At 61.6% G+C, this 20,495-nt stretch carries 24 protein-coding genes and 2 pseudogenes; 16 read left to right on the top strand and 10 right to left on the bottom strand.

The features are described 5' to 3' along the window. Positions 1-7 precede the first annotated feature (7 nt). On the top strand, positions 8-1,240 hold the full coding sequence (locus tag AC3WLT_RS32995) for an NAD(P)/FAD-dependent oxidoreductase (protein ID WP_492595806.1): 1,233 nt from the start codon (positions 8-10) through the stop codon (positions 1,238-1,240). Positions 1,241-1,328: 88 nt separating this feature from the next. Here the strand turns inward: AC3WLT_RS32995 and AC3WLT_RS32990 are convergent, their stop codons facing one another. Both AC3WLT_RS32990 and AC3WLT_RS32985 read right to left on the bottom strand, forming a co-directional pair. Next, on the bottom strand, positions 1,329-1,697 hold the full coding sequence (locus AC3WLT_RS32990; RefSeq protein WP_492595805.1) for a DUF190 domain-containing protein: 369 nt from the start codon (positions 1,695-1,697) through the stop codon (positions 1,329-1,331). A 183-nt stretch (positions 1,698-1,880) separates the two neighbouring features. Continuing rightward, positions 1,881-2,210 carry a DUF190 domain-containing protein gene (locus tag AC3WLT_RS32985; protein WP_492595804.1) on the bottom strand — a complete coding sequence of 110 codons (330 nt, stop codon included), beginning with the start codon at positions 2,208-2,210 and terminating at the stop codon, positions 1,881-1,883. 203 nt (positions 2,211-2,413) lie between these two features. On the opposite strand from AC3WLT_RS32985, the gene AC3WLT_RS32980 reads away from it, so the two are divergent. The 4 genes from AC3WLT_RS32980 to AC3WLT_RS32965 all read left to right on the top strand — a co-directional run bounded on the left by AC3WLT_RS32980 (position 2,414) and on the right by AC3WLT_RS32965 (position 4,870). Then, entirely contained in the window at positions 2,414-2,659 is a 246-nt protein-coding gene (locus tag AC3WLT_RS32980) for a hypothetical protein (protein WP_492595803.1), read from the top strand. A gap of 132 nt (positions 2,660-2,791) precedes the next feature. Then, positions 2,792-3,055, top strand: coding sequence for a hypothetical protein (locus AC3WLT_RS32975; RefSeq protein ID WP_492595802.1), 264 nt, complete (start codon positions 2,792-2,794; stop codon positions 3,053-3,055). A 159-nt stretch (positions 3,056-3,214) separates the two neighbouring features. Next, positions 3,215-4,153, top strand: coding sequence for a S1C family serine protease (locus tag AC3WLT_RS32970; RefSeq protein WP_492595801.1), 939 nt, complete (start codon positions 3,215-3,217; stop codon positions 4,151-4,153). Between the two features lie 18 nt (positions 4,154-4,171). Next, positions 4,172-4,870, top strand: a complete 699-nt coding sequence (locus AC3WLT_RS32965; protein ID WP_492595800.1) for a response regulator transcription factor — start codon at positions 4,172-4,174, stop codon at positions 4,868-4,870. Here the strand turns inward: AC3WLT_RS32965 and AC3WLT_RS32960 are convergent. Beyond that, positions 4,860-5,099: a hypothetical protein gene (locus AC3WLT_RS32960; RefSeq protein WP_492595799.1), complete on the bottom strand. Its 240-nt coding sequence runs from the start codon at positions 5,097-5,099 to the stop codon at positions 4,860-4,862. The two genes, AC3WLT_RS32965 and AC3WLT_RS32960, sit on opposite strands and share 11 nt — an antisense overlap. A gap of 36 nt (positions 5,100-5,135) precedes the next feature. Here AC3WLT_RS32960 and AC3WLT_RS32955 point away from each other — a divergent pair, with 36 nt between their 5' ends. After that, positions 5,136-6,281 carry an alpha-hydroxy acid oxidase gene (locus AC3WLT_RS32955; RefSeq protein WP_492595798.1) on the top strand — a complete coding sequence of 382 codons (1,146 nt, stop codon included), beginning with the start codon at positions 5,136-5,138 and terminating at the stop codon, positions 6,279-6,281. 40 nt (positions 6,282-6,321) lie between these two features. Here AC3WLT_RS32955 and otsA read toward each other — a convergent pair whose 3' ends face one another. Both otsA and AC3WLT_RS32945 read right to left on the bottom strand, forming a co-directional pair. Then, entirely contained in the window at positions 6,322-7,749 is a 1,428-nt protein-coding gene (otsA, locus tag AC3WLT_RS32950) for an alpha,alpha-trehalose-phosphate synthase (UDP-forming) (RefSeq protein ID WP_492595797.1), read from the bottom strand. Positions 7,750-8,033: 284 nt separating this feature from the next. Further along, a complete protein-coding gene (locus AC3WLT_RS32945) occupies positions 8,034-8,198 on the bottom strand; it encodes an FmdB family zinc ribbon protein (protein WP_492595796.1) in 165 nt (54 codons plus the stop codon). 375 nt (positions 8,199-8,573) lie between these two features. Here AC3WLT_RS32945 and AC3WLT_RS32940 point away from each other — a divergent pair, with 375 nt between their 5' ends. From AC3WLT_RS32940 to AC3WLT_RS32930, 3 genes are read left to right on the top strand one after another with little or no spacing between them, the layout of a single operon-like run. Further along, positions 8,574-9,059, top strand: coding sequence for an adenosine-specific kinase (locus tag AC3WLT_RS32940; protein ID WP_492595795.1), 486 nt, complete (start codon positions 8,574-8,576; stop codon positions 9,057-9,059). Beyond that, entirely contained in the window at positions 9,017-9,208 is a 192-nt protein-coding gene (locus tag AC3WLT_RS32935) for a pentapeptide repeat-containing protein (protein ID WP_492595794.1), read from the top strand. The genes AC3WLT_RS32940 and AC3WLT_RS32935 overlap by 43 nt, the downstream gene beginning before the upstream one ends. Positions 9,209-9,211: 3 nt before the next feature. Beyond that, positions 9,212-10,132, top strand: coding sequence for an ATP adenylyltransferase family protein (locus AC3WLT_RS32930; protein ID WP_492595793.1), 921 nt, complete (start codon positions 9,212-9,214; stop codon positions 10,130-10,132). 38 nt (positions 10,133-10,170) lie between these two features. Here AC3WLT_RS32930 and AC3WLT_RS32925 read toward each other — a convergent pair whose 3' ends face one another. Further along, positions 10,171-10,488 carry a hypothetical protein gene (locus tag AC3WLT_RS32925; RefSeq protein ID WP_492595792.1) on the bottom strand — a complete coding sequence of 106 codons (318 nt, stop codon included), beginning with the start codon at positions 10,486-10,488 and terminating at the stop codon, positions 10,171-10,173. Positions 10,489-10,652: 164 nt separating this feature from the next. Between AC3WLT_RS32925 and AC3WLT_RS32920 the strand changes: the two genes are divergently transcribed. Next, positions 10,653-10,814, top strand: a complete 162-nt coding sequence (locus AC3WLT_RS32920; protein ID WP_492595791.1) for a hypothetical protein — start codon at positions 10,653-10,655, stop codon at positions 10,812-10,814. A 125-nt stretch (positions 10,815-10,939) separates the two neighbouring features. On the opposite strand, the gene AC3WLT_RS32915 is transcribed toward AC3WLT_RS32920, so the two are convergent. After that, positions 10,940-11,293, bottom strand: a complete 354-nt coding sequence (locus AC3WLT_RS32915) for a DUF1428 domain-containing protein (protein ID WP_492595831.1) — start codon at positions 11,291-11,293, stop codon at positions 10,940-10,942. Positions 11,294-11,425: 132 nt separating this feature from the next. Here AC3WLT_RS32915 and AC3WLT_RS32910 point away from each other — a divergent pair. Beyond that, positions 11,426-11,608, top strand: a pseudogene (locus tag AC3WLT_RS32910) (metal-dependent hydrolase); the annotation flags it as partial. Positions 11,609-11,753: 145 nt separating this feature from the next. Next, the gene (locus AC3WLT_RS32905) at positions 11,754-12,377 is read left to right on the top strand and encodes an ABC transporter ATP-binding protein (protein ID WP_492595790.1); all 624 of its coding nucleotides are present in this window, start codon (positions 11,754-11,756) and stop codon (positions 12,375-12,377) included. Between the two features lie 145 nt (positions 12,378-12,522). Here AC3WLT_RS32905 and AC3WLT_RS32900 read toward each other — a convergent pair whose 3' ends face one another. Both AC3WLT_RS32900 and AC3WLT_RS32895 read right to left on the bottom strand, forming a co-directional pair. Next, a complete protein-coding gene (locus AC3WLT_RS32900; protein ID WP_492595789.1) occupies positions 12,523-13,341 on the bottom strand; it encodes a hypothetical protein in 819 nt (272 codons plus the stop codon). A 35-nt stretch (positions 13,342-13,376) separates the two neighbouring features. Beyond that, a complete protein-coding gene (locus AC3WLT_RS32895) occupies positions 13,377-15,608 on the bottom strand; it encodes a TonB-dependent siderophore receptor (RefSeq protein ID WP_492595788.1) in 2,232 nt (743 codons plus the stop codon). Between the two features lie 783 nt (positions 15,609-16,391). On the opposite strand from AC3WLT_RS32895, the gene AC3WLT_RS32890 reads away from it, so the two are divergent. Continuing rightward, positions 16,392-16,979 (top strand): tetratricopeptide repeat protein, encoded by a 588-nt coding sequence (locus tag AC3WLT_RS32890; protein ID WP_492595787.1) that lies wholly within the window; start codon positions 16,392-16,394, stop codon positions 16,977-16,979. Between the two features lie 117 nt (positions 16,980-17,096). Then, a complete protein-coding gene (locus tag AC3WLT_RS32885) occupies positions 17,097-17,927 on the top strand; it encodes a hypothetical protein (protein WP_492595786.1) in 831 nt (276 codons plus the stop codon). A gap of 46 nt (positions 17,928-17,973) precedes the next feature. On the opposite strand, the gene AC3WLT_RS32880 is transcribed toward AC3WLT_RS32885, so the two are convergent. Then, complete coding sequence (locus AC3WLT_RS32880) at positions 17,974-18,939, bottom strand: helix-turn-helix domain-containing protein (RefSeq protein ID WP_492595785.1); 966 nt, start codon at positions 18,937-18,939, stop codon at positions 17,974-17,976. Between the two features lie 477 nt (positions 18,940-19,416). Here AC3WLT_RS32880 and AC3WLT_RS32875 point away from each other — a divergent pair. After that, a pseudogene (locus AC3WLT_RS32875) lies at positions 19,417-19,659 on the top strand (IS3 family transposase); the annotation flags it as partial. Positions 19,660-20,119: 460 nt separating this feature from the next. Beyond that, positions 20,120-20,431: an NUDIX domain-containing protein gene (locus AC3WLT_RS32870; RefSeq protein ID WP_492595784.1), complete on the top strand. Its 312-nt coding sequence runs from the start codon at positions 20,120-20,122 to the stop codon at positions 20,429-20,431. Positions 20,432-20,495 lie beyond the last annotated feature (64 nt).

The raw sequence follows: 20,495 nt of genomic DNA, 5'->3' as shown, positions 1-20,495 counted from the left end.
GAGCACAATGAAATTCGATACTGTCGTACTCGGCGCGGGCATTGTGGGCGTGTCGGTCGCCGTTCATCTTCAGAAGCGCGGCCGCAAGGTGGCGCTTGTGGACCGCAAGCTGCCGGGCAATGAAACATCGTTTGGCAACGCCGGGCTGATCCAGCGCGAAGGCGTTTATCCCTACGCGTTTCCGCGCGACCTCGGCACATTGCTCCGGTATGCGCGCAACGAATCGCTCGACGTTCGCTATCACGCCGATGCCATGCTCAAGGTCGCGCCATTCCTGTGGCAATACTGGCGCAATTCGCATCCGGAGAAGCATGCGGCTATTGCGCGTTCTTACTCGACGTTGATCGAGCATTGTGTGAGCGAACACCGGGCGCTGGCGGCCGACGCGGGCGCCAGCGCGTTGTTGCGCCCCATCGGATGGATGAAGGTCTTTCGCACGGCCGGGAAACAGGACGCTGAAACAAGGCTTGCGGAGCAATGGCGCCAGGAATATGGCGTGGCGTTCGAATCGCTCGACGCAACCCGCTTGCGGCAGGCCGAACCCGATCTCGACACCGCTTTGCTGGGCGGATTGCTCTATCCCGAGTCGGATTCCGTCAGCGATCCCAATGCGCTCGTCACGGCCTACGCGAACTATTTCGAGCGGCTTGGCGGACGCTTTTTTATCGGCGATGCCGACTCGCTTCGTCCTCAATGGGAGGTCGATACGAACGAGGGGACGATCAATGCGTCGACGGCGGTGATCGCGTTGGGGCCGTGGTCGGATCACGCGAGTGCGCGACTCGGGTATCGCCTGCCGCTGGCCGTCAAACGCGGCTATCACATGCACTACGCCGCGCGCGCTGAGGCGCGCCTGAATCATCCCGTGCTGGATGTCGAAAACGGTTACCTGCTCGCACCCATGGCGCGAGGAATCCGGTTGACCACGGGCGCAGAGATCGCCAGCCGCGATGCACCCAGGACACCCACGCAACTCGCCGCTGTCGAACCGATCGCGCGCAAGCTGTTTCCATTGGGCGAGCGTCTCGACGATGAACCGTGGATGGGCCGCCGCCCCTGCACGCCCGACATGATGCCGATAATCGGACCGGCGGGAAATCACAAGAATCTGTGGTTTGCTTTCGGGCACGCCCATCACGGACTGACGCTCGGACCCGTGACCGGCCGGCTGATTGCTGAAATGATAACCGGCGAACCAACGTTCGTTGACGCTCATCCGTTCAGGGTGGAGCGGTTTTAGCGGCTGTTTCTGGCTGTTTCTGGTGGCTTACTGCTTTCTGCAATCCAGGCGACGTACCGGCCGGCGCGTGTAAGGCCGGCACTTCCGCCTATCCCGCCGACTTGCCGAAGAGGGAAAAATGTCTGGACGCCTGGCTCGGCACGTCATCGCCGATCTGACCGAACTCGACCGGAAAACGCACGTAGAAAACGTGCACGTTTTCCGCACGTACAAGGTCCAGTAGCCGCTCGGCCTCCTCGTCGGTCACCGCGAGAATGATCTGCTGCGGTTGGTCGGCAAGCTTGAGCATATGTGCCGCGTGGTGCGCGCCCGCGTGACCGATGCCTTCGGCGCAGTTGATGACGGTCGCGCCATGAATGCCCAACTCGCGAACCTGGTGCAACAGCCATTCGCAGACGGTCTGATGGCCGTGCCTCCGGTTCTGCTCGGTATAGAACGTCAGTTGATAGCCTTGCATTGCTCACCTCTGTCGCGCGCAATGGCCGCTTCCGCGTTCGGGCGTCTTGCAACGCCGTCATCGCCGACCACCTTTTAAATTCTAGTTCATGGAGAATCGCGAAGCGCGATGGTGCGGCGCAATACGTGCTATCGACGCAAGTGCTTTGGCGCGGACGGGCACTGTACTTGCCATTGAGGTCCGCTATTGCGCTCCCTCTGCTCCAAGCATTTCGTACTCGACGGGACAGCGCGTATAGAAGAGGGGAACGCCCCCGCGCTTGAGGCTTTCGAGCAGCGCATCGATGTGAGCGTCGTCCGCGGCGACGGCGACTGCCACCGGCTGGTCGACCAGTTCAAAGAAGCGGGCCGCGTGATACTTGCCGCGTGCGTCGATGGCTTCCGCCGCTTCAATGACCGTGGCCCCCAGAATGCCGGCCTTCTTCACCTCGTCCACGATCCAGTCGACCACCGGCATATGGTTTTTCCGGCGACTCTGGTTGGCCGCGAACACCGTCAGATGACTGCCTTTCATGGGGACCTCCGATCGGCCCGAAAAAGGCGCCGATTATCGCTGTGCACTCTGTCCGGGATATCCGCGCCGACGTTGCGCTCCGGCAACGTCTCGCGCGTGGGCGGTGCGCTACTCAGTCCCCCGGCAGGACCTGGATGCTTCACGGCCAGCGGACTGTTCTTCTTCATGGTAGCAGTCCGGTTGTCGGCTCGCGCAGGCTTGCCATGACTCCCCATGTGTATCAAGATCAAGTCACCTCGTCAGCAATCCGCTATCCCATGACGGACGATCCCGACCCCGATAAATTGAAAGGCCCAGGCGGCATGACGTTGCGCCAGATCCACGAACAGGTGCAGAAAAGCGTCGAGCGCGACCGGGAAGCACAGGCTGCGCGCAAGTCGCCCGCTCCGCCACAGAGCCGGTGGCAGCGTTGGGTGCGCTACGTGTGGGGCCGCAGCGGACGTCGGTAGTGTCGTGAGTCATCAATTCGTCGCATTGACGGTTCGCGCGGTTCGGGACGGCGCAATGCAGCCTGTCCTGCCCGGGGGCGGAAGCCGACGGATGCCGTGTTTGCTGGCTGACGCGTCAACGTGAGGTTAAACATGGATCAAACGAAATTGACTGCTCACCTGCCGACGGTCGATGTAGAGATCACGCGGCGCACGGTCCCCGAGCAACATGCCGAGGCCATCACCATTCACATCACCGCGACACCCTCATTCGACGCGGCGGCGCGATGGCTCGTCGCCGCGAGTCTGTTTCCAATCGCACCGCCGTTCTCTCTATGGGCGGACCTCATGCGCGCCTGGCAGCCATGGTTGCCGCCCGGCTCCCGATCGCCGCGATCTCTGCCGGAACCGGAATAGGCGCAGCCGCCTACCCGTTCGGGTGGTGTACTCCCATCGTCGTTCTGTCATTCTGGGTTCGTTCGCCGCCATTCGCGCGCACGGGATTTGCGCGCAACAGGCGGGATGAGGCACGCGTGAATTGCGTCGCAAATGACAGGCGAAGGCAGGAGAAATCACATGGAAACCTCAACATCCAGCGGCAATCCGTTGCAGGATCTGTCCGACAATCTGGCGCGAATCGTCGAACGAGTCGGACAAGGCGTCGTCGCGGTGCACGGCCGGCATCGCGTTGCATCAAGCGGGGTAATCTGGCGGCATGGCGTCGTCGTCACGGCTGCACACACGCTCAGACGCACGGAGGGGATCGAGGTTACGCTGCCCGACGGCCGAACTGTCGCAACCGTCCTCGCGGGCCGGGATACCGGCACCGACGTTGCCGTGCTGAAACTGGACGGCGTAGATCTGGACCCGGTCGAATCCGGCGATGCCCGCTCGCTCAAGGCCGGCCATTTTGTACTCGCGGTGGCGCGGGGCGACGGATTCGGCGCCAGTGCCGATTTTGGCGTGATCGGCAACGCAGGCGGCCCCTGGCGCACCTGGCGAGGCGGCCAGCTCGATGCGTTCGTGCGGCTCGACGGCGGCCTGCACCCGGGTTTCTCCGGCGCAGCCCTCGCGGATGCGAGCGGACAGGTCATGGGTATTTGCACATCGGGGCTCGTGCGTGGCGCCGGCATGGTGATCCCCTCGATGACCGTAGAGCGCGTCGCCGAGGAACTGCTGGCTAAAGGGCGCGTCTCCCGGGGCTACCTCGGTGTCGGCACGCAGCCGGTGGACCTGTCGGAGGCGTGGATCGAGAAAATGAACCTGTCCGCGAGGCATGGTTTGCTGGTCAATTCGCTCGCGCAGGGCGGTCCCGCGGAGCAGGCGGGCGTGCTCCTCGGCGATGTGCTGATCGAACTGGACGGCAAGCCTTGCCGCGATATCGACGACGTGCACACCGTGCTCGGCGCCGCGAGCATTGGACAGCCGCTGAAGATCGCGCTGATCCGGGGCGGGGAACGCACAGAATGTTCGCTAACCGTGGGTGAGCGCCCGCAACGGGATTCGTGGCGGTGAAGCCCAGGACGCGCTCAAATGTCGGGTGGACAGATGGCACAGACGGCACAAGCGGCACAAGCGGCACAGATGGGGAGCCCGGTCCGGGTTGCGATCATCGCTGATTCGCCGCAGGTGCGCGCGAGCCTGCAAGCGCTTGTCGAGGCGAGTCCGGCGCTCAGATTCGCGGGTAGCGCAGCCGACGCCCGCACGCTCGCCGACTGTCTTGCCGGTTCGGTCCCGGATGTGATCGTGATCGACGGGGAACCGGAGGCGAGCGACGCGCCCAAAGCCGGCTTCGAGATCGGGCACACCCCATCGGCGCTCGTCATGTTGACCGACGAGGCCGACAGCGAATGGATCCTCGACGCGTTGCCCGGCGACGCGACGGCTGTCCTGCCGCGGGACGCGATGCCTGGCGAAATCGTCGCATCCATCGAAGCGGTGGCCGCGGGCCTCTACGTACTCTCGCCGGAGATCCTCGGGCGATGGCTGGCCGGCCGGACGCCGCCGCGGCAGACGGCGACCGGCACGCCGGTCGAAACCCTGACGTCGCGCGAAATCGAAGTACTCACGATGCTTGCCGAAGGGCTCGGCAATAAGGAAATCGCGCGCCAGCTCGATATCTCGGACAACACCGTGAAATTCCACCTAGCCTCTCTTTTCGGCAAGCTGGGCGCGACCAACCGCACCGAAGCGGTGATGCTCGGCATGCGGCACGGCTTCGTCATGTTGTAGGCAACGTGATGAAACTGCCGCCGCCCGCGATCGCGTTGATCACGCCGCCGCACAGGCTGGCAAGGAAGAGAAAAGGATCGAATTCGAGCGCTCGCGTCTGGATGAACAGGCGAAGCGCTCGATGCGGATTGACGGTGCGGTGCACTGTCCTGTATGGCGGCATGGGGCCAAGGCGCGGGTTTGAACTTTCCCAGGAATTCCCTGAATACCCGGCAAGCGTATCGAGCACGTACACTCGTCGTTCTTCCCCGCGCTGAGAGAAACCGTGCCTGCCATTACCTGCATTGAAGATTTACGCGTGCTTGCTCAACGGCGCGTGCCGCGCATGTTCTACGACTACGCCGACAGCGGCTCGTGGACCGAGAGCACCTACCGCGCGAATGAAAGCGACTTCCAGCTCCTGAAGCTGCGTCAGCGAGTGGCGGTCAACATGGCCGGGCGCAGCACGCGCACGGAAATGGCGGGTCAGGCGGTCGCCATGCCCGTGGCGCTCGCGCCGACCGGTTTGACCGGCATGCAACATGCCGACGGAGAAATTCTCGCTGCGCGCGCGGCTGAGAAGTTCGGTGTTCCGTTCACCTTGTCGACCATGAGCATCTGCTCGATCGAGGACGTGGCTGCCGGAACCACCCAGCCATTCTGGTTCCAGCTTTATATGATGCGCGACCGCGATTTCATCGTGCGCCTGATCGAGCGGGCTCGCGCGGCACGGTGCAGCGCGCTGATGCTGACGCTGGATCTGCAGATCCTCGGCCAACGCCACAAGGACATCAAGAACGGGCTGTCGGCGCCGCCCAAACTGACTCCCGCGAACCTCGTCAATCTGGCGACCCGGCCGCGCTGGTGCCTCGGCATGCTCGGCACCCGGCGGCGTACGTTCGGCAACATCGTCGGTCATGCGAAGGGAGTGGGCGATCTGTCGTCCCTGAGCTCGTGGACCGCCGAGCAGTTCGATCCGGCGCTGAGCTGGGCAGACGTCGAGTGGGTCAAGAAGCAATGGGGCGGCAAACTCATTCTGAAAGGCATCATGGATGTCGAAGATGCGCGCCTTGCCGCCGACAGCGGCGCCGACGCACTGATCGTCTCCAACCATGGCGGCCGTCAACTCGACGGAGCGCCCTCTTCGATCTCGGTGCTCCCCGAGATCGCACGCGAGGTCGGTTCGCGCATCGAAGTGTGGATGGACGGCGGCATCCGCAGCGGACAGGACGTGCTGAAAGCCATTGCGCTCGGCGCCAAGGGCACGCTGATCGGCCGCAGCTTCCTTTACGGCCTGGGTGCAATGGGCGAGGCGGGTGTCGAGCAGTGCCTGAAGATCATCCACAAGGAACTGGACATCACGATGGCCTTTTGCGGCCATAACGATATCCGTCAGGTAGACGAACGAATCATTCTTCCTGAACGACGTTGACCGCAGCGCCCGTGCACGACGCCTTGCGCGTGCACGGCGTTCAGCCAGATGTCCGGCTCATGTCCTTAACCGCCGCTTCTTTCGGGGCGCAATCTTCCAGCGCTTGCAGAAACGTCGAACTCCACCAGTGCACATCGAACTTGCGGATCCGGCGCAGCAGCGCTTCATGCCGGTTGATCCGCTCGTCGAGCGACATCGTCAGCGCGCGTTGAATGGCATGCGCCGTACCCTGCGTGTCGTAGGGGTTGACCAGCAGTGCTTCCTTCAATTGCTCCGCGGCGCCGGCAAACCGCGAAAGCACCAGCATGCCCGGGTCGGCGGAATCTTGTGCGGCGATGAATTCCTTCGCGACCAGATTCATGCCGTCGCGCAACGGCGTGACGAGCGCGACCCGGCTCGCGCGATAGAGGCCCGGCAGACGCTTACGGGCCACGTTGCGATGAATGTAGCGCAGCGGCATCCAGTCCAGTTCACCGAAGTCGCCGTTGATTGCGCCGCACAGGCTATCCATCTGACGCCGCAGATCGTCGTAAGCGCCGACGTCCTCGCGGCTAGGCGAAGCGATCTGGATCAGCGTCGCGCTATCGCGGTTTTCCGGGTAGTAGGTCAGCAGCTCGCGGAATGCATGGATGCGCTGCGGCAGGCCCTTTGAGTAATCCAACCGGTCGACGCCCACCAGCAAACGCCGCCGCGAATATTCGTCGCGCATCCGGACGAACATGTCGCGCCCTTCCTTCGAATCGGCAAGACGAATGAACTCGTCGACGTCGATGCCGATGGGATACGCTCCGACCCGCAGCGTTCGATTGAACGCCTGGAGGCGATCCGGACTCAACCGTTGCGCCTGCGCTTCCGATTCGACGTAGTGAGAAAAATGCGTCAGGTCGGCTTCGCTCTGGAAGCCCACCAGATCGTATGCAAACAGCGAGCGCATCAGCCATTCGTGTTCCGGAATCGCCGCCATGATCAGCGGCGGCGGCATCGGAATATGCAGGAAGAAGCCGATGCGATTGATACATCCCATGGCGCGCAACTCGGCCGCGAGCGGGATCAACTGATAATCGTGAACCCAGATGAGATCGTCGGGCTTCAACAGCGGCAGCAGCTTGTGCGCGAATAACTGGTTGACCCTGCGATAGCCCGCCGCGAAGCGCGTGTCGAAATTGGCCAGGTCCAGCCGGTAGTGGAATACCGGCCACAAGACATCGTTGGCGTAACCCAGGTAATACGTGTCGTGATCCTCCCGGCTCAGATCGAGTGTCGCAAGCGTGACGTTGCCGGCCGTCTGGATGTGAACGTCAGCTTGACCGGGTTGTGCGGCATCCGCTGCTTCCCGGATCTTGCCGCTCCAGCCGAACCAGAGCCCGCCTGTCTGTTGCAGGCTTTCGCGTAACGCTACAGCGAGTCCGCCGGCGGCAGGCTTGCGAGGATCGGCAGTGCGATTGGAAACGACGACTAGACGACTCATGAGGTCCTTGTGCTGTTGCGTTCACATTGCGATATCCGGCGCGGCAAAGGGGACATGCCCTCCCCTGCCGGCGCACGGCGAACGTACGCGGTTTTTACTGAAGCCGGCGCAGCGGGGGCCGCGCGTTCATGAAGCCTCGAACTTGCGGCGTGGCCAGCCATGCCGGACAAGGGACACGTTCTGATGCGCCAGTTTACTATGTCGTTAACACATGCTCACGCCTGTGCTTCGCCTGCCTACTTCATGCGCGAAAAATAGAGCAGCGCCGCTGAAGCGGGTAAAACTCAGCTCTTTTTCGAGGTCATGGCGACAAACGGTGTCGGGACATGCTGACACGCCTCGCTTCCGCACTTCGGGCAACGCGGATGGGCATCCGCGTGTTCAGCGAGATGTTCCGCGTGCTCGAACAACTCGCCACACTTCTCGCAACGATATTGGTACGTCGGCATTGCGTTCCTCCAACATGAATCCACCTGTGCCGGCCATCTATGCGTCGTCGGCACGGTCCGGTACTGTGACAATCCATTCTAGTGCAGGAAATGCGCCGCCATGCGCCTCATCTCGCCCGACGCTGACCGACTGCGGCTGCGGCTGCGGCTGCGGCGACGACCGCAACGGCACGCCCGCAACGCGCGCCGCCTACGGACACGCGATGTCACATTGCCGCGCTATCAGCGGACCGGTGCTTCCGCTGACGGCGGTTTGTACTACGCTTGATTAACGAAGAAAGGCCGTCGCCGTCGGGCGCAAGCCGACGAATTGACATCCGCTGACGAAAGCAGCCTCTCCTCCGGTGTTTCTGGTACTACAGAGCGAGGTCCGATATGCATCTGCTTACGGTAACAATCGTCAAACCCGAAGCGACGAACTTCATCCTGGGACAAAGCCACTTCATCAAGTCTGTCGAGGATCTGCACGAGGTCATGGTCGGCACCGTTCCGGGCATCAAGTTCGGCTTGGCCTTTTGCGAAGCGTCGGGTAAGCGGCTCGTGCGCCAGTCCGGCACGGACGCCGACCTGATCGAGTTGGCGTGCCAGAATGCGATGGCCATCGCGGCAGGCCACTGCTTCATGATCTTTCTCGGCGATGGCTTTTACCCGGTCAACGTTCTGAATGCGATAAAGACCGTGCCGGAGGTATGCCGGATCTTCTGCGCGACATCGAATCCCACACAGATTCTGGTTGCCGAGACAGACCTGGGACGCGCTATCCTGGGCGTGGTCGACGGCTATCCGCCGCTTGGCGTGGAGAATGAAGAGGACGTTCAGTGGCGCAAGAATCTGTTGCGTGCGATCGGTTACAAAGCGTAGCTTCGGTCGCTCTCTTTTGGCGACATGCGCGTTTGCGACACGCGCATTTGCGACGTGCGCGTGTGCGACGTGCGCGTTTGCGATGCGCGCGTTGGCGAGTTGCACGTTGGCAAAATGCGCGCTTGCAGCATGCGCGCCGGTCTGGTTGACCCATGGAACATCTGCCTCTCCAGCCCGGCACCCTGTGGCCGGCCATTCTGCGTCAGACCGAGCATGCGCTGCGTCGTGGTGCACTGCGGCCGATCGGGACCACCCAGACCCTGATCGAAGAAAGCGGCATACGTTTCCTTGTCCGCCAGGTCTCGAGCCTCGCTCGCAAGGAGGCAGCCCGGCAAGCGCCTGAAGCCGATGCCGGCGCGCGCCGCGCGGTCAATCCGTTCCTGCCTTATGACCCGGACCTCTTCGTGGCCGATATTTCGGACACCCACGTCGCCTTGCTCAACAAGTTCAACGTCATCGACCATCATCTCCTGATCGTCACCCGGAGCTTTACGTCGCAGGAAACGCTGCTCGATCTCGCGGACTTTGCCGCATTGATCGCCTGCATGGCCGAGTTCGACGGCCTGGGCTTCTACAACGGCGGCACGGACGCCGGCGCAAGTCAGCCCCACAAGCATCTGCAGATCGTGCCGTTGCCGCTCGGCGAATCTGGTCCGCCGCTGCCCATCGAGTCCGCGCTCGCGGCCGCGCGCATGGAAGGTCCGATCGGCACGATTCCAGGCCTGGCTTTTCGGCACGCGTTCGCCCAGCTGGAACTCGCTCCTGCGGCCTCGCGGCATGCAGCACACGCGGCTTTGGATTGCTACCACGCGTTGCTCGAAGCCGCCGGTCTGCGAGCAATCGAAGCAACTGGCGAGCTGCATCACTCGGCGCCGTATAACCTGCTGGTCGCCCCCCGATGGATGCTGCTCGTGCCGAGGTCTTCGGAATGCGTCGAGGGAATTTCGGTGAATGCGCTGGGGTTCGCGGGATCGCTCTTCGTGCGCGGCGCGGCGCAGATGCAAATCATCAGGAATCTCGGTCCGATGACCGTGCTGCAGCGAGTCGCGCTCCCTGCCGTCCTGGAGCGATAAGGATAGGCCGTATCTGCAATATCCGCACCGTCTGCGTTTCAACGCTTGGGGCCCTTCATGCTTTCGGCTTCCTTCGCGGCATTCAGCTCCTCGCCGGCCTCGATGGGGTCCATATCATCGTCGATGAAAGCAGTCGCGCGTTCCGTCGCCGCCGTCTCTTCATCGACGGTGGGGTCGAATTCTCCGTCGTCGTCGCTCGGAGGTTCCAGCATGTCCCGAAGCATGGCCGCCAACTCCGGCGTGTCCCACGGCGCGCCATGCCGCTTTTTCATTTTTATGTAGTGTCTGACTTCCGCGTCTTGCTCCGGAGTCAAGGGAAGACCGCGAAAGGTGCTTTGGGGAGTAGCGTCGGCCATGGCATCGCTCCAGAATTTGATTCGATTTGAGTGTATCTCCGTGGTCGGCGGACCTCAACTATCGCTCTCTCGCAGCGGCTCCGGCGCAGATATCGGCGAATGCTGTCGCTATTTCTCCGGTCACCTAAAATACAGGCATGGTTCTGACCTCAAAGGAGGTTGCCATGACTGAGTCAATGATCAGTTTTGTAGTGGGACTCGCGGTGCTGCTGTGCGTCGTGGTATTTGTCGCGGCCCGCTACAGGCGGGAACACAAGGACCAGCCGGCTGCCCGTTGGCTGGACACGCATCAGATCAAAGACTGGTGGATGCGCCATAAACACTGAATGGCACGACAGATGATTTTCGGAAGTGCCGGGGTGCGTCGGCGCTATTTCTCGAGAACGTAATCGACTGCTCTAAATAGAGAATGGCGCTTGCACGCTACCCCGGCCTGCGCTGAGATTTCGACTCACACATCCACGATGACTTCGAAGCCACCGTAGATCAGCCGCTTGCCGTCGAAAGGCATCGGATTCACCTCCGGCTGCAGTCGCGGATCCGCCATCACCTTTTTCATGCCTTCATCCCGCACCTGACGCGACGGCCAGACAACCCAGGAAAACACCACCGTTTCGTCGTCCTTGCGTTTGACCGCCATCGGAAACGACGTCAGCTTGCCCTCCGGGACGTCATCTCCCCAGCACTCGACCACCTGCAACGCGCCGTTCTCCTTGAAGACGCCCGCGGCCATTTCAGCCTGTTTTCTGTATTTTTCACGGTCGACCGTGGCTACCGGCACGACAAATCCATCGACGTAAGTCATGAACGCGCTCCTTTCGGGTTGACAATCAAATAGGGGACGGAAAGCGGCGATGTTCAGACCAGCGTCGCCGCACCGCGTCCCTGTAATCACGACGAACGGCACACCGCGAAATCGACACGATCCTGGCGCGCCGGCGTACAGCGCGGTTGCCTGCCGTCGTTCTAGAATATGATCGCGGCGGCGCTGCGCCATTTCAATCCGCGCTACACGCCGCATCACGAAGGTTCCATCGAGCAGGCGCTCGCCTATCTTGCGGCCTCGCCCGCTGCGCAGGCCGCGGCGCACGGAGGCAACTGGGTGCGTGATGCGGGTTGATGCGGCGAAATCAGGACCATGACCGCGTGTCTGTGGCGCGGTAAAGCCGCCGCCAATGTGAGACGCTCGCCGAAACACGCGCTGTCTGGCATGATCTGGAGCGCCGCTCGCGCGGCCAATCTTCGTCAGACAAACTCCGCAATTCATGCTTCGATTCGAGAATCTTTGTAAACGCTACGGCGACCACATCATTTTTCAGGGACTGCGTTACAGCACCGGCGCAGGATGCGTGGCGCTCAACGATGAATCCGGCAGCGGCAAGTCCACCTTGCTCGGCATCCTCGCAGGTACAATCGAGGCCGACGAAGGCGAGGTGTGGCTAGGCGGCCATTCGCTGCGTACAGCGCCGCTCGAGGCTAAATCGACACTCGCGTCTATACCCGACGACTGCATCGCGTATCCGCTGCAAACCGGCCGCGCGTTTCTCGACCAGGTAGCGTCGACCAGACAAACGATAGTCGACAGCCGCACGCTCGACCTCGCGCACCGCTTCGGGCTCGCGCCACATCTCGAGAAACGCTTCGAGCAGATGTCGTTCGGCACCCGGAAGAAAATGTTCCTGACGGCGACCGCGCTCGGCAGGCCCGCCGTCATCATCGCGGATGAGCCGGCCGGCGGGCTCGACGCCGCCGCGCGCGCTGTGCTGATCGACTGGTTCAAAACGCTGGCCGAAGACCGCACGGTCTTTTTCTCGAGCTATGACACGGCGCTGCTGCAAGCGTGCAACGCGCAAACGATCAGTTTCGCCGATCTCGGCATGAGCGTTTAACACGCAACTGCAACACCACTGCGACACTGACGCGAAGCTACTGCGCGCCGCCGTCCTGGGTCATGGGTCATGGGTAAAGAGGCTCGGCACGATCCGGTCGCCTGTCGGCTAGCGGCCGGATTGGCTCACGCGCCAATGCGCCACCTTACTCGAGCGCGGCATTTTTATCCGCCCGGTGTTGTCCGGCAGCGGCTCCATCACTCGCGATGGCCCAGTTGATCGCAGCGTCAAACAGGGCCGTGCCGTCGGGACTGAGCTTTTCGAAAGTACGGTTACCCAGAAACAGCGCCACTCGCCGTGCCGGCGCGATGAAGTCATAGTCCATCGTTGCGCCCTTTTCGTAGGCAAACACCACCGCGTGTTGCGGCTCGCCTGGAATCGTCGCGATGACGGTCGCGCCCGGCGCCGGTTTACCCCAGCCCATTTCGTCATCGCGCGGATAGACCCAGCGCTTTCCCGCTGGCAACCCGCCCGCAAGCGGACTCGGTGCGTTCACCACATTGATGTAATGTTCCTTTTCGACCTCGCCGAAGTCCTCGCCTTTCTTCGCACCGGTAAAGCGCAGCGAATCGAAGAGATCCGCCTCCCAGGTGAGCAACGGCACGGTAACGTCCTTGTACGTGGTGCCCGCCATGTTGCGCGCACTGACCACCGACGAAATGATCACCAGATCTTTACCGAGAGCCGCGCTCGACGGCGTGGTCTCATCGACCATCGTCACGCTCATCCCGCGCTTCTCGAGATAGGCCCGCACCTTGTCGTCGATCACCCTGTCCCGATGCTGGAGACGGGTGACATACAGAACCTGCTTCGCTGCGATTGCCTGGGCCTCCTGTTGCTGTGCGCGCGCAACGGGCACGCACAACGTGCCGGCAAGCGTGCCCAGCAAGACGAGCCGGCGGAGTCGCACTTTGACAAAACCACGTACGGCAGAACGGCAATGCGTAAAGCTCAAATCAGCCATGAAAGCGATCCTGTGAAGTGATGCGATGAAGCCGGTCAGAATTCGAACGTCGAAGTCAGCGCAAGCGTGCGCTCCAGCCCGACGGCAAGCTGACTCGAACCCGCCGCGCTCCAGTAATGCCTGTTGGCCGCGTTCTCGAGATTGGCCTGGAACGTGGCCCGCTTGCCGAAGAGACGCGTCGAATAGCGTGCGCCCGCCGAAATCAGCGTGTAGCCGCCAATGGTCGCCTGATTGGCGTCGTTCACCGGACGCGGCCCGACGTAGTACACCCCGCCGTTGAACGACAATCCGGCGATCTGCGCAACACGATAGGTAGCGAACAGGCTGCCCGTCACATGCGGCGTGTTTTCCGGCGTTTTGCCGATCAGCGACGTATCCGACGAATCGACAACGCGTGCATCGAGCAGCATGCCGGTCGCGACCACGGCAATGTCCCGGGTCAAATCGCCCTGAAGCGAGAACTCCAGCCCTCGATAACGGGCGTTGCCATTGAGCGCATACACGTTGTCGGCATTAGTTCCGGCCGATGGCTGACGCAGGTTGAACAGCGCCACCGACGCCAGGGTGTTGTTACCGAAGCGATGCCGGATGCCGATTTCCTCCTGACGGCTGACGGCGGCCGGCAGCACCTGATAGGCGTTCGATGCCGTGGCCGGCGCAGCGCCGCTCGACTCGAGTCCTTCGATATAACTCGCGTACACGCTGGTCTGCGGCGTCACCTTGAAGACGAGGCTGGCCGACGGCGTGGTCTTGCTCACGTCATAGGTCGCCGTACCCGCTTGCGTGCTTCGATACTCCGAGCGTCGCAAGCCGGCGACGAACTGCCATTTCGGCGTCAGTTCGATTCGATCGAACACGTACACGCCGCGATTGTTGACGTGCTGCGCATAGAACTGCTTCGAGCCCGCGGCAGTCAGCGAGGTGATGCTGACCGGGTTGTAGAGATTCTGGCTCGCCGTGTAGTAATAGGTCGTGAAGTTCGGCTGGAAAAGCCAGTTGTCGACCGCACCGAAGATCACGTCATGGCCGATCGAGCCTGTCTTGAAGAGCCCGTTCACTTCGAAACGCACGTTCTTGTTCTCGTACATCTGGCCGTTCTGCTTGCTGCCCTGCAGGGTGCCCGCACCCGTGTTGACGTTGTACTTCTGGAAGACCCACAGCCAGCGGTCGCGACGGGTAATCGACTGGCCGACGGTGAAGCTCGCGCTCCAGTTTTCGGAGAACAGATAGTCGGCACGCAGGATCTGGCTCGTCGCGGTGGCGGTGGTCGGTTTGTCGTTCGGCGAGAGCAGGCGGGTGGCATCGGGCAGTGCAGGCAGGCTGATGACGCCGTTTTTCGCGGCGAGCGGCGTAATGCCCGCCTGCTCGACCACACGTTGCTCGATATGCTCCAGGTCATATTTGAACGACAGTTTGCGAGTCGCCTGCCAGTCGAGCGCGACGCTCGCGAACTTGCGATAGCCACGATCGCCGTCGATCGGCGTTTCCACGTGCTCGTCCATCGCGTTGACGCGAATGCCGAACTGATTGTCAGGTCCGAAACGGCGCGCGATGTCGGCATGCACGCCGATCGAGCCGTTGGTATCGCCCAGCAGGGAGACGCTCGTCACCGGCTCGCTGCCCGCGCGCTTCATGACCATGTTGACGATGCCGGCCGGCACAGCGAAACCGTAATACAGCGCGGATGCGCCCTTGAGCACTTCGACGCGCTCCTTGTCCTGCATCGGCATCCAGATGTTGTTGTCGATCGGCAGGACGCCGTTCAGGTAGTAGCTCGAACGATTGTCGAGCGCGATACCCCGGATTGCCAGGTTATCGTACGCGAGGCCGTTGAGTTGTTGCCGGGTCACGCCCGCCACGTTGCGCAGCGCGTCGTAGAGTCCGGTGTCGCCCTGTTCATCCATCACTTCGCGCGTCACGACATTCACCGTGGCGGGAACATCGAGCGCATCGAGGCCGCGATACGGCCCGGTCTCGACCGTGGCGGGCGCATAGCCGCTGCGATCCTTGCTTGCGGTTACGCGAACGGGTGCGAGTTGGTGTGCGCCCCGCTGTGCGCCCTGCTCTGCGCTCGACTCCGCGTCGGCTTGAACCGCCTCCGTTGCGCTAGCGCCGCCAGTCTGCCCGAATGTCGCGACAGGACATCCAACCCCAAAGAGCCCCACTGCTGCCAACGATCGAAATTCCTTCGACGTCCAGAATCGGCCTTTGATTCTGTTCAATTCACCACGCTGCATGACTTCCCCGCGAAGGGATGTTTCGTGCATGTCGAAACATCCTGTTGTTTTATCTTTCAATTATAAATGCGACTCATTCGCATTTATAACGTAAATGTTGGCGGAGTTCAAGGGCAATGAAATGGCGGGAAAGACAAGACGTGCGGGTCGCACCGGCGAGTGAACCGGCGCGCGATTTCTTGCCGACCGGCGCTCTCGAAGCAGTTCGAGCGGTATGCGCGAAATACGGTCGGGAAATCGGCTGACTGTCATGAGTCGGACCTGAACAGTGAACGGCATACCGCGAATCAGGACCACGTAAAACATCGATGTCGTTACCTTGTCACCCGGAAGGTGACCACGTCAGTCACCGATGCGGAACGTTGGCCGACCGTTTTAAGGGGGGCGCCTACGTGAGACAAATAGGCACCAAATAGAGACGTATAGGCACCCCATTGATCGGCAGGCATAGGTACGATTCGTGACCTCGAAGGGACGAGTTCGACAACACGCATGCCGTATTCGTTTCGGATGCATTCGCACCTTTCTATCTGGATGGTGCGGATGGTCCGCTCTCAGGGACGAAACGTCAGTGGGCCAGGCGTTTGACGAGCCGCGTGCGACGTCTGCTTTCCAGCGAAGAACATGTGGAGTGGTCGAATCGGAATTCAAATGAAATGCAACCACGAACCGTGCGCAGCACTGCCTCTGGTCCGTTCGTTTTGCCAAGCAGATACTTGAAGCGAATCGCTGTCGTCGAGCGAGACGGTTTCCCGGCATGCATGATGTATGCAACGCGCAATAGCATCGGTTCATCTCGGTCAAAAGGTCATCATGAAATATTGTTTGCTTCCAGTGTGCCTCCTGCTGCTTGTGGCCGCCTGCGCCCAGAATCCGTCCACGAGCGCCATGATGCGCATCTGCGACGACGGTGGCTGCTCGTATCGTCAGAAAGATCAGGTATCCGATGAATCGAACGACGGTCCGAGAGAAAAGGAAGACCCGCACATCACTGCGCTGAAGAAAAGCGCGGAGACGGAGCCGAATGCTGCTTACGACCTCGGCCTGCGCTACTTCCGCGGCGACGGCCTGCAGCAGGACAGCTACCAGGCGCTCGTCTGGATGCGTGTTGCCGCCGAGCACGGCAACTTGCAGGCGCAGAAGGCGCTGGGCGGCTTCTACCTGTTCGGGCTCGAAGAAATGGGCTCCGATCCGCGCGAAGCCGAGAAATGGCTGTCGGTTGCCGCAAGTCGCGGCGACCAGGAATCGATGCAACTGCTCCAGCAAGCGCGAGCGGCGAAGCAATCCGACGAAGATGATTACAAGTGGCGCACGCAATGGCGTGACGTCTACTACGGCTACTGGTATTCGGGCTATCCGTACCTCGGCGTCTGGCGACAGACGAACTGGTTCTGGTACTGACGGGGGACCGGCAGGTTCGCGGCCGTGGTGAGAGACCATCTTGTTCCGGCGACTCATCGAGGTTCGCGTGGACACGCAAGCCGCACATCGACTCTACTCAATCAATAACGTAACGACATGAAGACCATCCTTTTTAGCCGTCTCGCCATCACGTACGCGGCGACCGCCGCCATCGCCGCCTCTCTTTCCGCATGTGGCGGCATGGTCACGCCAGGGGGGCAGAACGTTGGCGTGACGGGTGCGGCAGCCGGCGCGGCGAGCGCAGGTGCCGATTCGACGCTGGAGCGCTGCACGTCGCCGCTCGGCACGATCGCGGTCGACGACGGCCGCAACGCCGACTGGTGGGGGCCATTTGGCAGCGCAACCAAGGTGACGAGCATCGAACCGCTGCTGCGCCTCGCGGTCCAGCAATCCAACTGCTTCGTGATCACGTCGATCGGCAACCAGAAGTCCAACGGACGCCTGTCGCAGATTACGAGCCTGCAACGCAACTCCGGTGAATACCGTGCCGGCTCGAAGCAGCAGAAAGGCCAGCGCGTTGCAGCCGACTACTACATGGAGCCCCAGATCGTCATCAACGATTCTCCGGTCAGCGGCGTCGCGAGCCTGGTTGGCGGCCTGATCGGCAATCGCGCGGTTTCGCTGGCGGCGGCCCACCTGCAGGTGAAGGCGTCGGTGGTGACGCTCACGCTATTCGATGTGCGCTCTGCCGTGCAGATCGCGGCGTCGGAAGGCAGCTCGACGGCGACCAACTACGGCGCGGCGTTGGCCGGCTTCGGCGGCGGCGTGGGAGGCGGTCTGGGCGGCTTCTCGACGACGCCGGAAGGCAAGTCGACCGTGGTCGCGTTTATCGACGCGTACAACAAGATGGTCGTTGCGTTGCGCAACTACAAGGCACAGGACGTGAAAGGCGGTCTCGGTCGAGGCGGTCAATTGCGGGTGAACTGACGCAATCAACGGTACTTGCCGCCGTCGTCCTGGCGAACACGTCGCGCTATGGCGAGACGAATTTGCGCATCCATTCACCGAAGTCTGAATAACGGGTCGCCGCGCGCGATCCGGCAGGTGTCGCCCGGCTCGGTGTTTCGTGCATCCCTTGCGCCGCGATCTCGCTTGGGGTGCAGCCGAACTCCTCCTTGAACCGTCGGCTGAAGTGCTTTTCGCTGACGAAGCCGTGCCGCCAGGCTACTTCCGCGATCCGCATGCGACGCGGCGTAACCGGATTGACCAGAACGTGGCGTGCACGGCTCAGCCGCTTGCGCTGAATCAGTCGCATCACACCGCCCGTCGGTTCGAAGAGGCGATACAGCTTCGAACGCGAGATTCCCATATCCTTGCAGATGCGGTCCGGACTCAGGTCTGGCGACAGCAGGTGCCGGTCGATGTGATCGACAATCCGGTTGACGACGAGGGCGTCCAGTTCCACGGACGCTTGCCGCCCCGTGTCGGGCGTCGGCGCAAGGCAGGCCTGCAACATGCTCTTGGTTGCCTGGATCGCGTAGGGCACCTCGTCCGGCGTCAGCCCGGAAAAATTCTGGCGCAGCGAGTGTAGATAGTCGGCCAGAAGGCAGCCCATCCCACCTTCCAGCGAGCGGCCGTGCAGGTAGGCAGCGTTGGCTGGCAACAGGTCGCGCGGAATCACCATGCAGATGGTATCGCCGGTCGTCACCTGCAGCTCAAACGGCGATGCCAGATCAAGCATGCACAGGCCGCCTGGGCCGACGTTGACGGCGGTCTGCCCTGCGTAGCCGGTAAACGTCTCGCTGATCTGTAGCTGCAGGTAGTAGCCGTCGAGGCCGTCCGTGCGAATCCGCCGTGTCGATCGGCTCATGGCGTGAACGACTGCATGCGACGGGTACGTCCAGTGACGGCCACCGAACATCACCTGATCAAGCAGCGTAAAGTCGAAACTGGAATCGTAGGGGACGCGTACGTCGGCAAGCGAGTGGATGTCGAACAATGCGCCGGTGTCCGCGCACCATGCGTCGAATTGTTCTCCGGGTGGCGCATGCGCGGTGGAAAAGCGGTACGTTAGCCTCTCGGATTGGGTGTCCATTTTTAGTTGTCACTGAACCATCCATCTAAGCCTGCCGTCGGCGTTATGCCAACGACGGCGCGGCTGCCGCCCGATCGAGGCAAAGAGCAGCGAGGCGCAAAAGAACCCCGGCTTGTGAAGGATCATCCACGGGTTGTCCAATGATGACATTGTAGGAAGAACAGGGTTTGGTGCCTATCGGACGGGCCTTAGAAGCTGTTGCGAAATTACCCATAGGGCCTGCTAACTTTTCCCGCTCGGTGTTAACTTCCTGTCTTGGAACTTCCTGTCTTGGACAGTCCAGCGCGCACAACGCCACGTTCCTGACTCCATCACTACGTTGCGTATTTTGCTCGGACTACGGCTCATGCAACTCTTTCACCATTTATCGAAGCAATGGCCCGCAGACACAGAGGCTGTATCAGCAACGATGCCCTGCTCGCACACATCAAGGTGATTCACGCGCAGGTCAAGGGCGAATATGGCTGGCCGCGCATGTGGAAGGAGCTAGTTGCGCGCGGCGTGCGTGTGGGCAAGGAGCGTGTTCGCAAGCTGATGGCGCAGCATGGCATCCGTGCGAAGCACAAGCACAAGTACATCGCGACGACGAACTCGAATCACAACCTGCCGGTGGCGCCGAACCTGCCGTTGTTCGCGGATGCCACTTCTTGCTGGAAGCCGCCCGGTGGTGATTTTGGTTCGGCCGTATATGTGTTGGGCGCGGATTCCAGGTGCAGCGATGACAGCCATTGCGGACGTATCGCGAGAATCGTGTGCGAATCGGTGTTGTTCATGCTGGCTGGCGTGGATCTTCCGGTCGGCATTGTCGTCTTGTTTGGGGATGCATCGGGCGAGAACACCCATCGTAGTTACACGGTTGCGCAGCAGATTTCGTTCGACGTCTCGAGGCGCTGGACCTGGGTGAATCGAGTGGCAAGACCACAGCGCACACCTCGGCGGTGACGCTGAGCTGGACACCGGTTCTTGCTTCGGTGTCTGGCCAGAACGTTTCTGTGGAAGCACAGCGCAGCGACCTGAATAACTGATCAATGCAGGAAGCCCCTGTCCCGTCGGGACGGGGGCGGTTCCGGCTGGAAGAATTATCGTGCAAATCAAGAACAAGGTACTGGTCTATCTTACGTGGCGAGATAGATTGCTCACTTTCACGCAACCTAAGTTCCCGGGAGCCGGGCGGCAGGTGATCGCCGGCACGATGGACCAGGAAGAAATGCCGGTAGCCGCCGCGCTACGCGAGCTACGCGAGGAAAGTGGCATCGACGATGCCGAAGTTGTGCGTATTCTCGGCGACTACTTCTATTCGATGAGGAAATTCGGAAGAAACGAGATCCAGCACCGGCATGTCGTGCATGTCAGGGTGAGCGACTCCATCGCTATGAAGGAATACTGGCTCTTTTGAAAACGGAGTGGGTAACGGGGCTCATCGGGCATGCTCATTAAAGCGTGAGAAGTCGAGTTTTCCA

The sequence above is a fragment of the Paraburkholderia sp. FW306-2-2C-D06C genome, from assembly GCF_058781505.1.
Note: the sequence above shows the minus strand (reverse complement) of the source record. Positions and strands in the feature narration are given on the sequence as shown.

Bases quoted from the DNA above. Each gene is read 5' to 3' on its own strand.
- AC3WLT_RS32985 (WP_492595804.1), bottom strand. From the start codon at position 2,210: ATGAAAGGCAGTCATCTGACGGTGTTCGCGGCCAACCAGAGTCGCCGG.
- AC3WLT_RS32895 (WP_492595788.1), bottom strand. From the start codon at position 15,608: ATGCACGAAACATCCCTTCGCGGGGAAGTCATGCAGCGTGGTGAATTG.
- AC3WLT_RS32970 (WP_492595801.1), top strand. From the start codon at position 3,215: ATGGAAACCTCAACATCCAGCGGCAATCCGTTGCAGGATCTGTCCGAC.
- AC3WLT_RS32975 (WP_492595802.1), top strand. From the start codon at position 2,792: ATGGATCAAACGAAATTGACTGCTCACCTGCCGACGGTCGATGTAGAG.
- AC3WLT_RS32990 (WP_492595805.1), bottom strand. From the start codon at position 1,697: ATGCAAGGCTATCAACTGACGTTCTATACCGAGCAGAACCGGAGGCAC.
- AC3WLT_RS32885 (WP_492595786.1), top strand. From the start codon at position 17,097: ATGAAGACCATCCTTTTTAGCCGTCTCGCCATCACGTACGCGGCGACC.
- AC3WLT_RS32980 (WP_492595803.1), top strand. From the start codon at position 2,414: ATGACTCCCCATGTGTATCAAGATCAAGTCACCTCGTCAGCAATCCGC.
- AC3WLT_RS32920 (WP_492595791.1), top strand. From the start codon at position 10,653: ATGACTGAGTCAATGATCAGTTTTGTAGTGGGACTCGCGGTGCTGCTG.
- AC3WLT_RS32995 (WP_492595806.1), top strand. From the start codon at position 8: ATGAAATTCGATACTGTCGTACTCGGCGCGGGCATTGTGGGCGTGTCG.
- AC3WLT_RS32945 (WP_492595796.1), bottom strand. From the start codon at position 8,198: ATGCCGACGTACCAATATCGTTGCGAGAAGTGTGGCGAGTTGTTCGAG.
- AC3WLT_RS32915 (WP_492595831.1), bottom strand. From the start codon at position 11,293: ATGACTTACGTCGATGGATTTGTCGTGCCGGTAGCCACGGTCGACCGT.
- AC3WLT_RS32900 (WP_492595789.1), bottom strand. From the start codon at position 13,341: ATGGCTGATTTGAGCTTTACGCATTGCCGTTCTGCCGTACGTGGTTTT.
- AC3WLT_RS32930 (WP_492595793.1), top strand. From the start codon at position 9,212: ATGGAACATCTGCCTCTCCAGCCCGGCACCCTGTGGCCGGCCATTCTG.
- AC3WLT_RS32940 (WP_492595795.1), top strand. From the start codon at position 8,574: ATGCATCTGCTTACGGTAACAATCGTCAAACCCGAAGCGACGAACTTC.
- AC3WLT_RS32925 (WP_492595792.1), bottom strand. From the start codon at position 10,488: ATGGCCGACGCTACTCCCCAAAGCACCTTTCGCGGTCTTCCCTTGACT.
- AC3WLT_RS32890 (WP_492595787.1), top strand. From the start codon at position 16,392: ATGAAATATTGTTTGCTTCCAGTGTGCCTCCTGCTGCTTGTGGCCGCC.
- otsA (WP_492595797.1), bottom strand. From the start codon at position 7,749: ATGAGTCGTCTAGTCGTCGTTTCCAATCGCACTGCCGATCCTCGCAAG.
- AC3WLT_RS32905 (WP_492595790.1), top strand. From the start codon at position 11,754: ATGCTTCGATTCGAGAATCTTTGTAAACGCTACGGCGACCACATCATT.
- AC3WLT_RS32965 (WP_492595800.1), top strand. From the start codon at position 4,172: ATGTCGGGTGGACAGATGGCACAGACGGCACAAGCGGCACAAGCGGCA.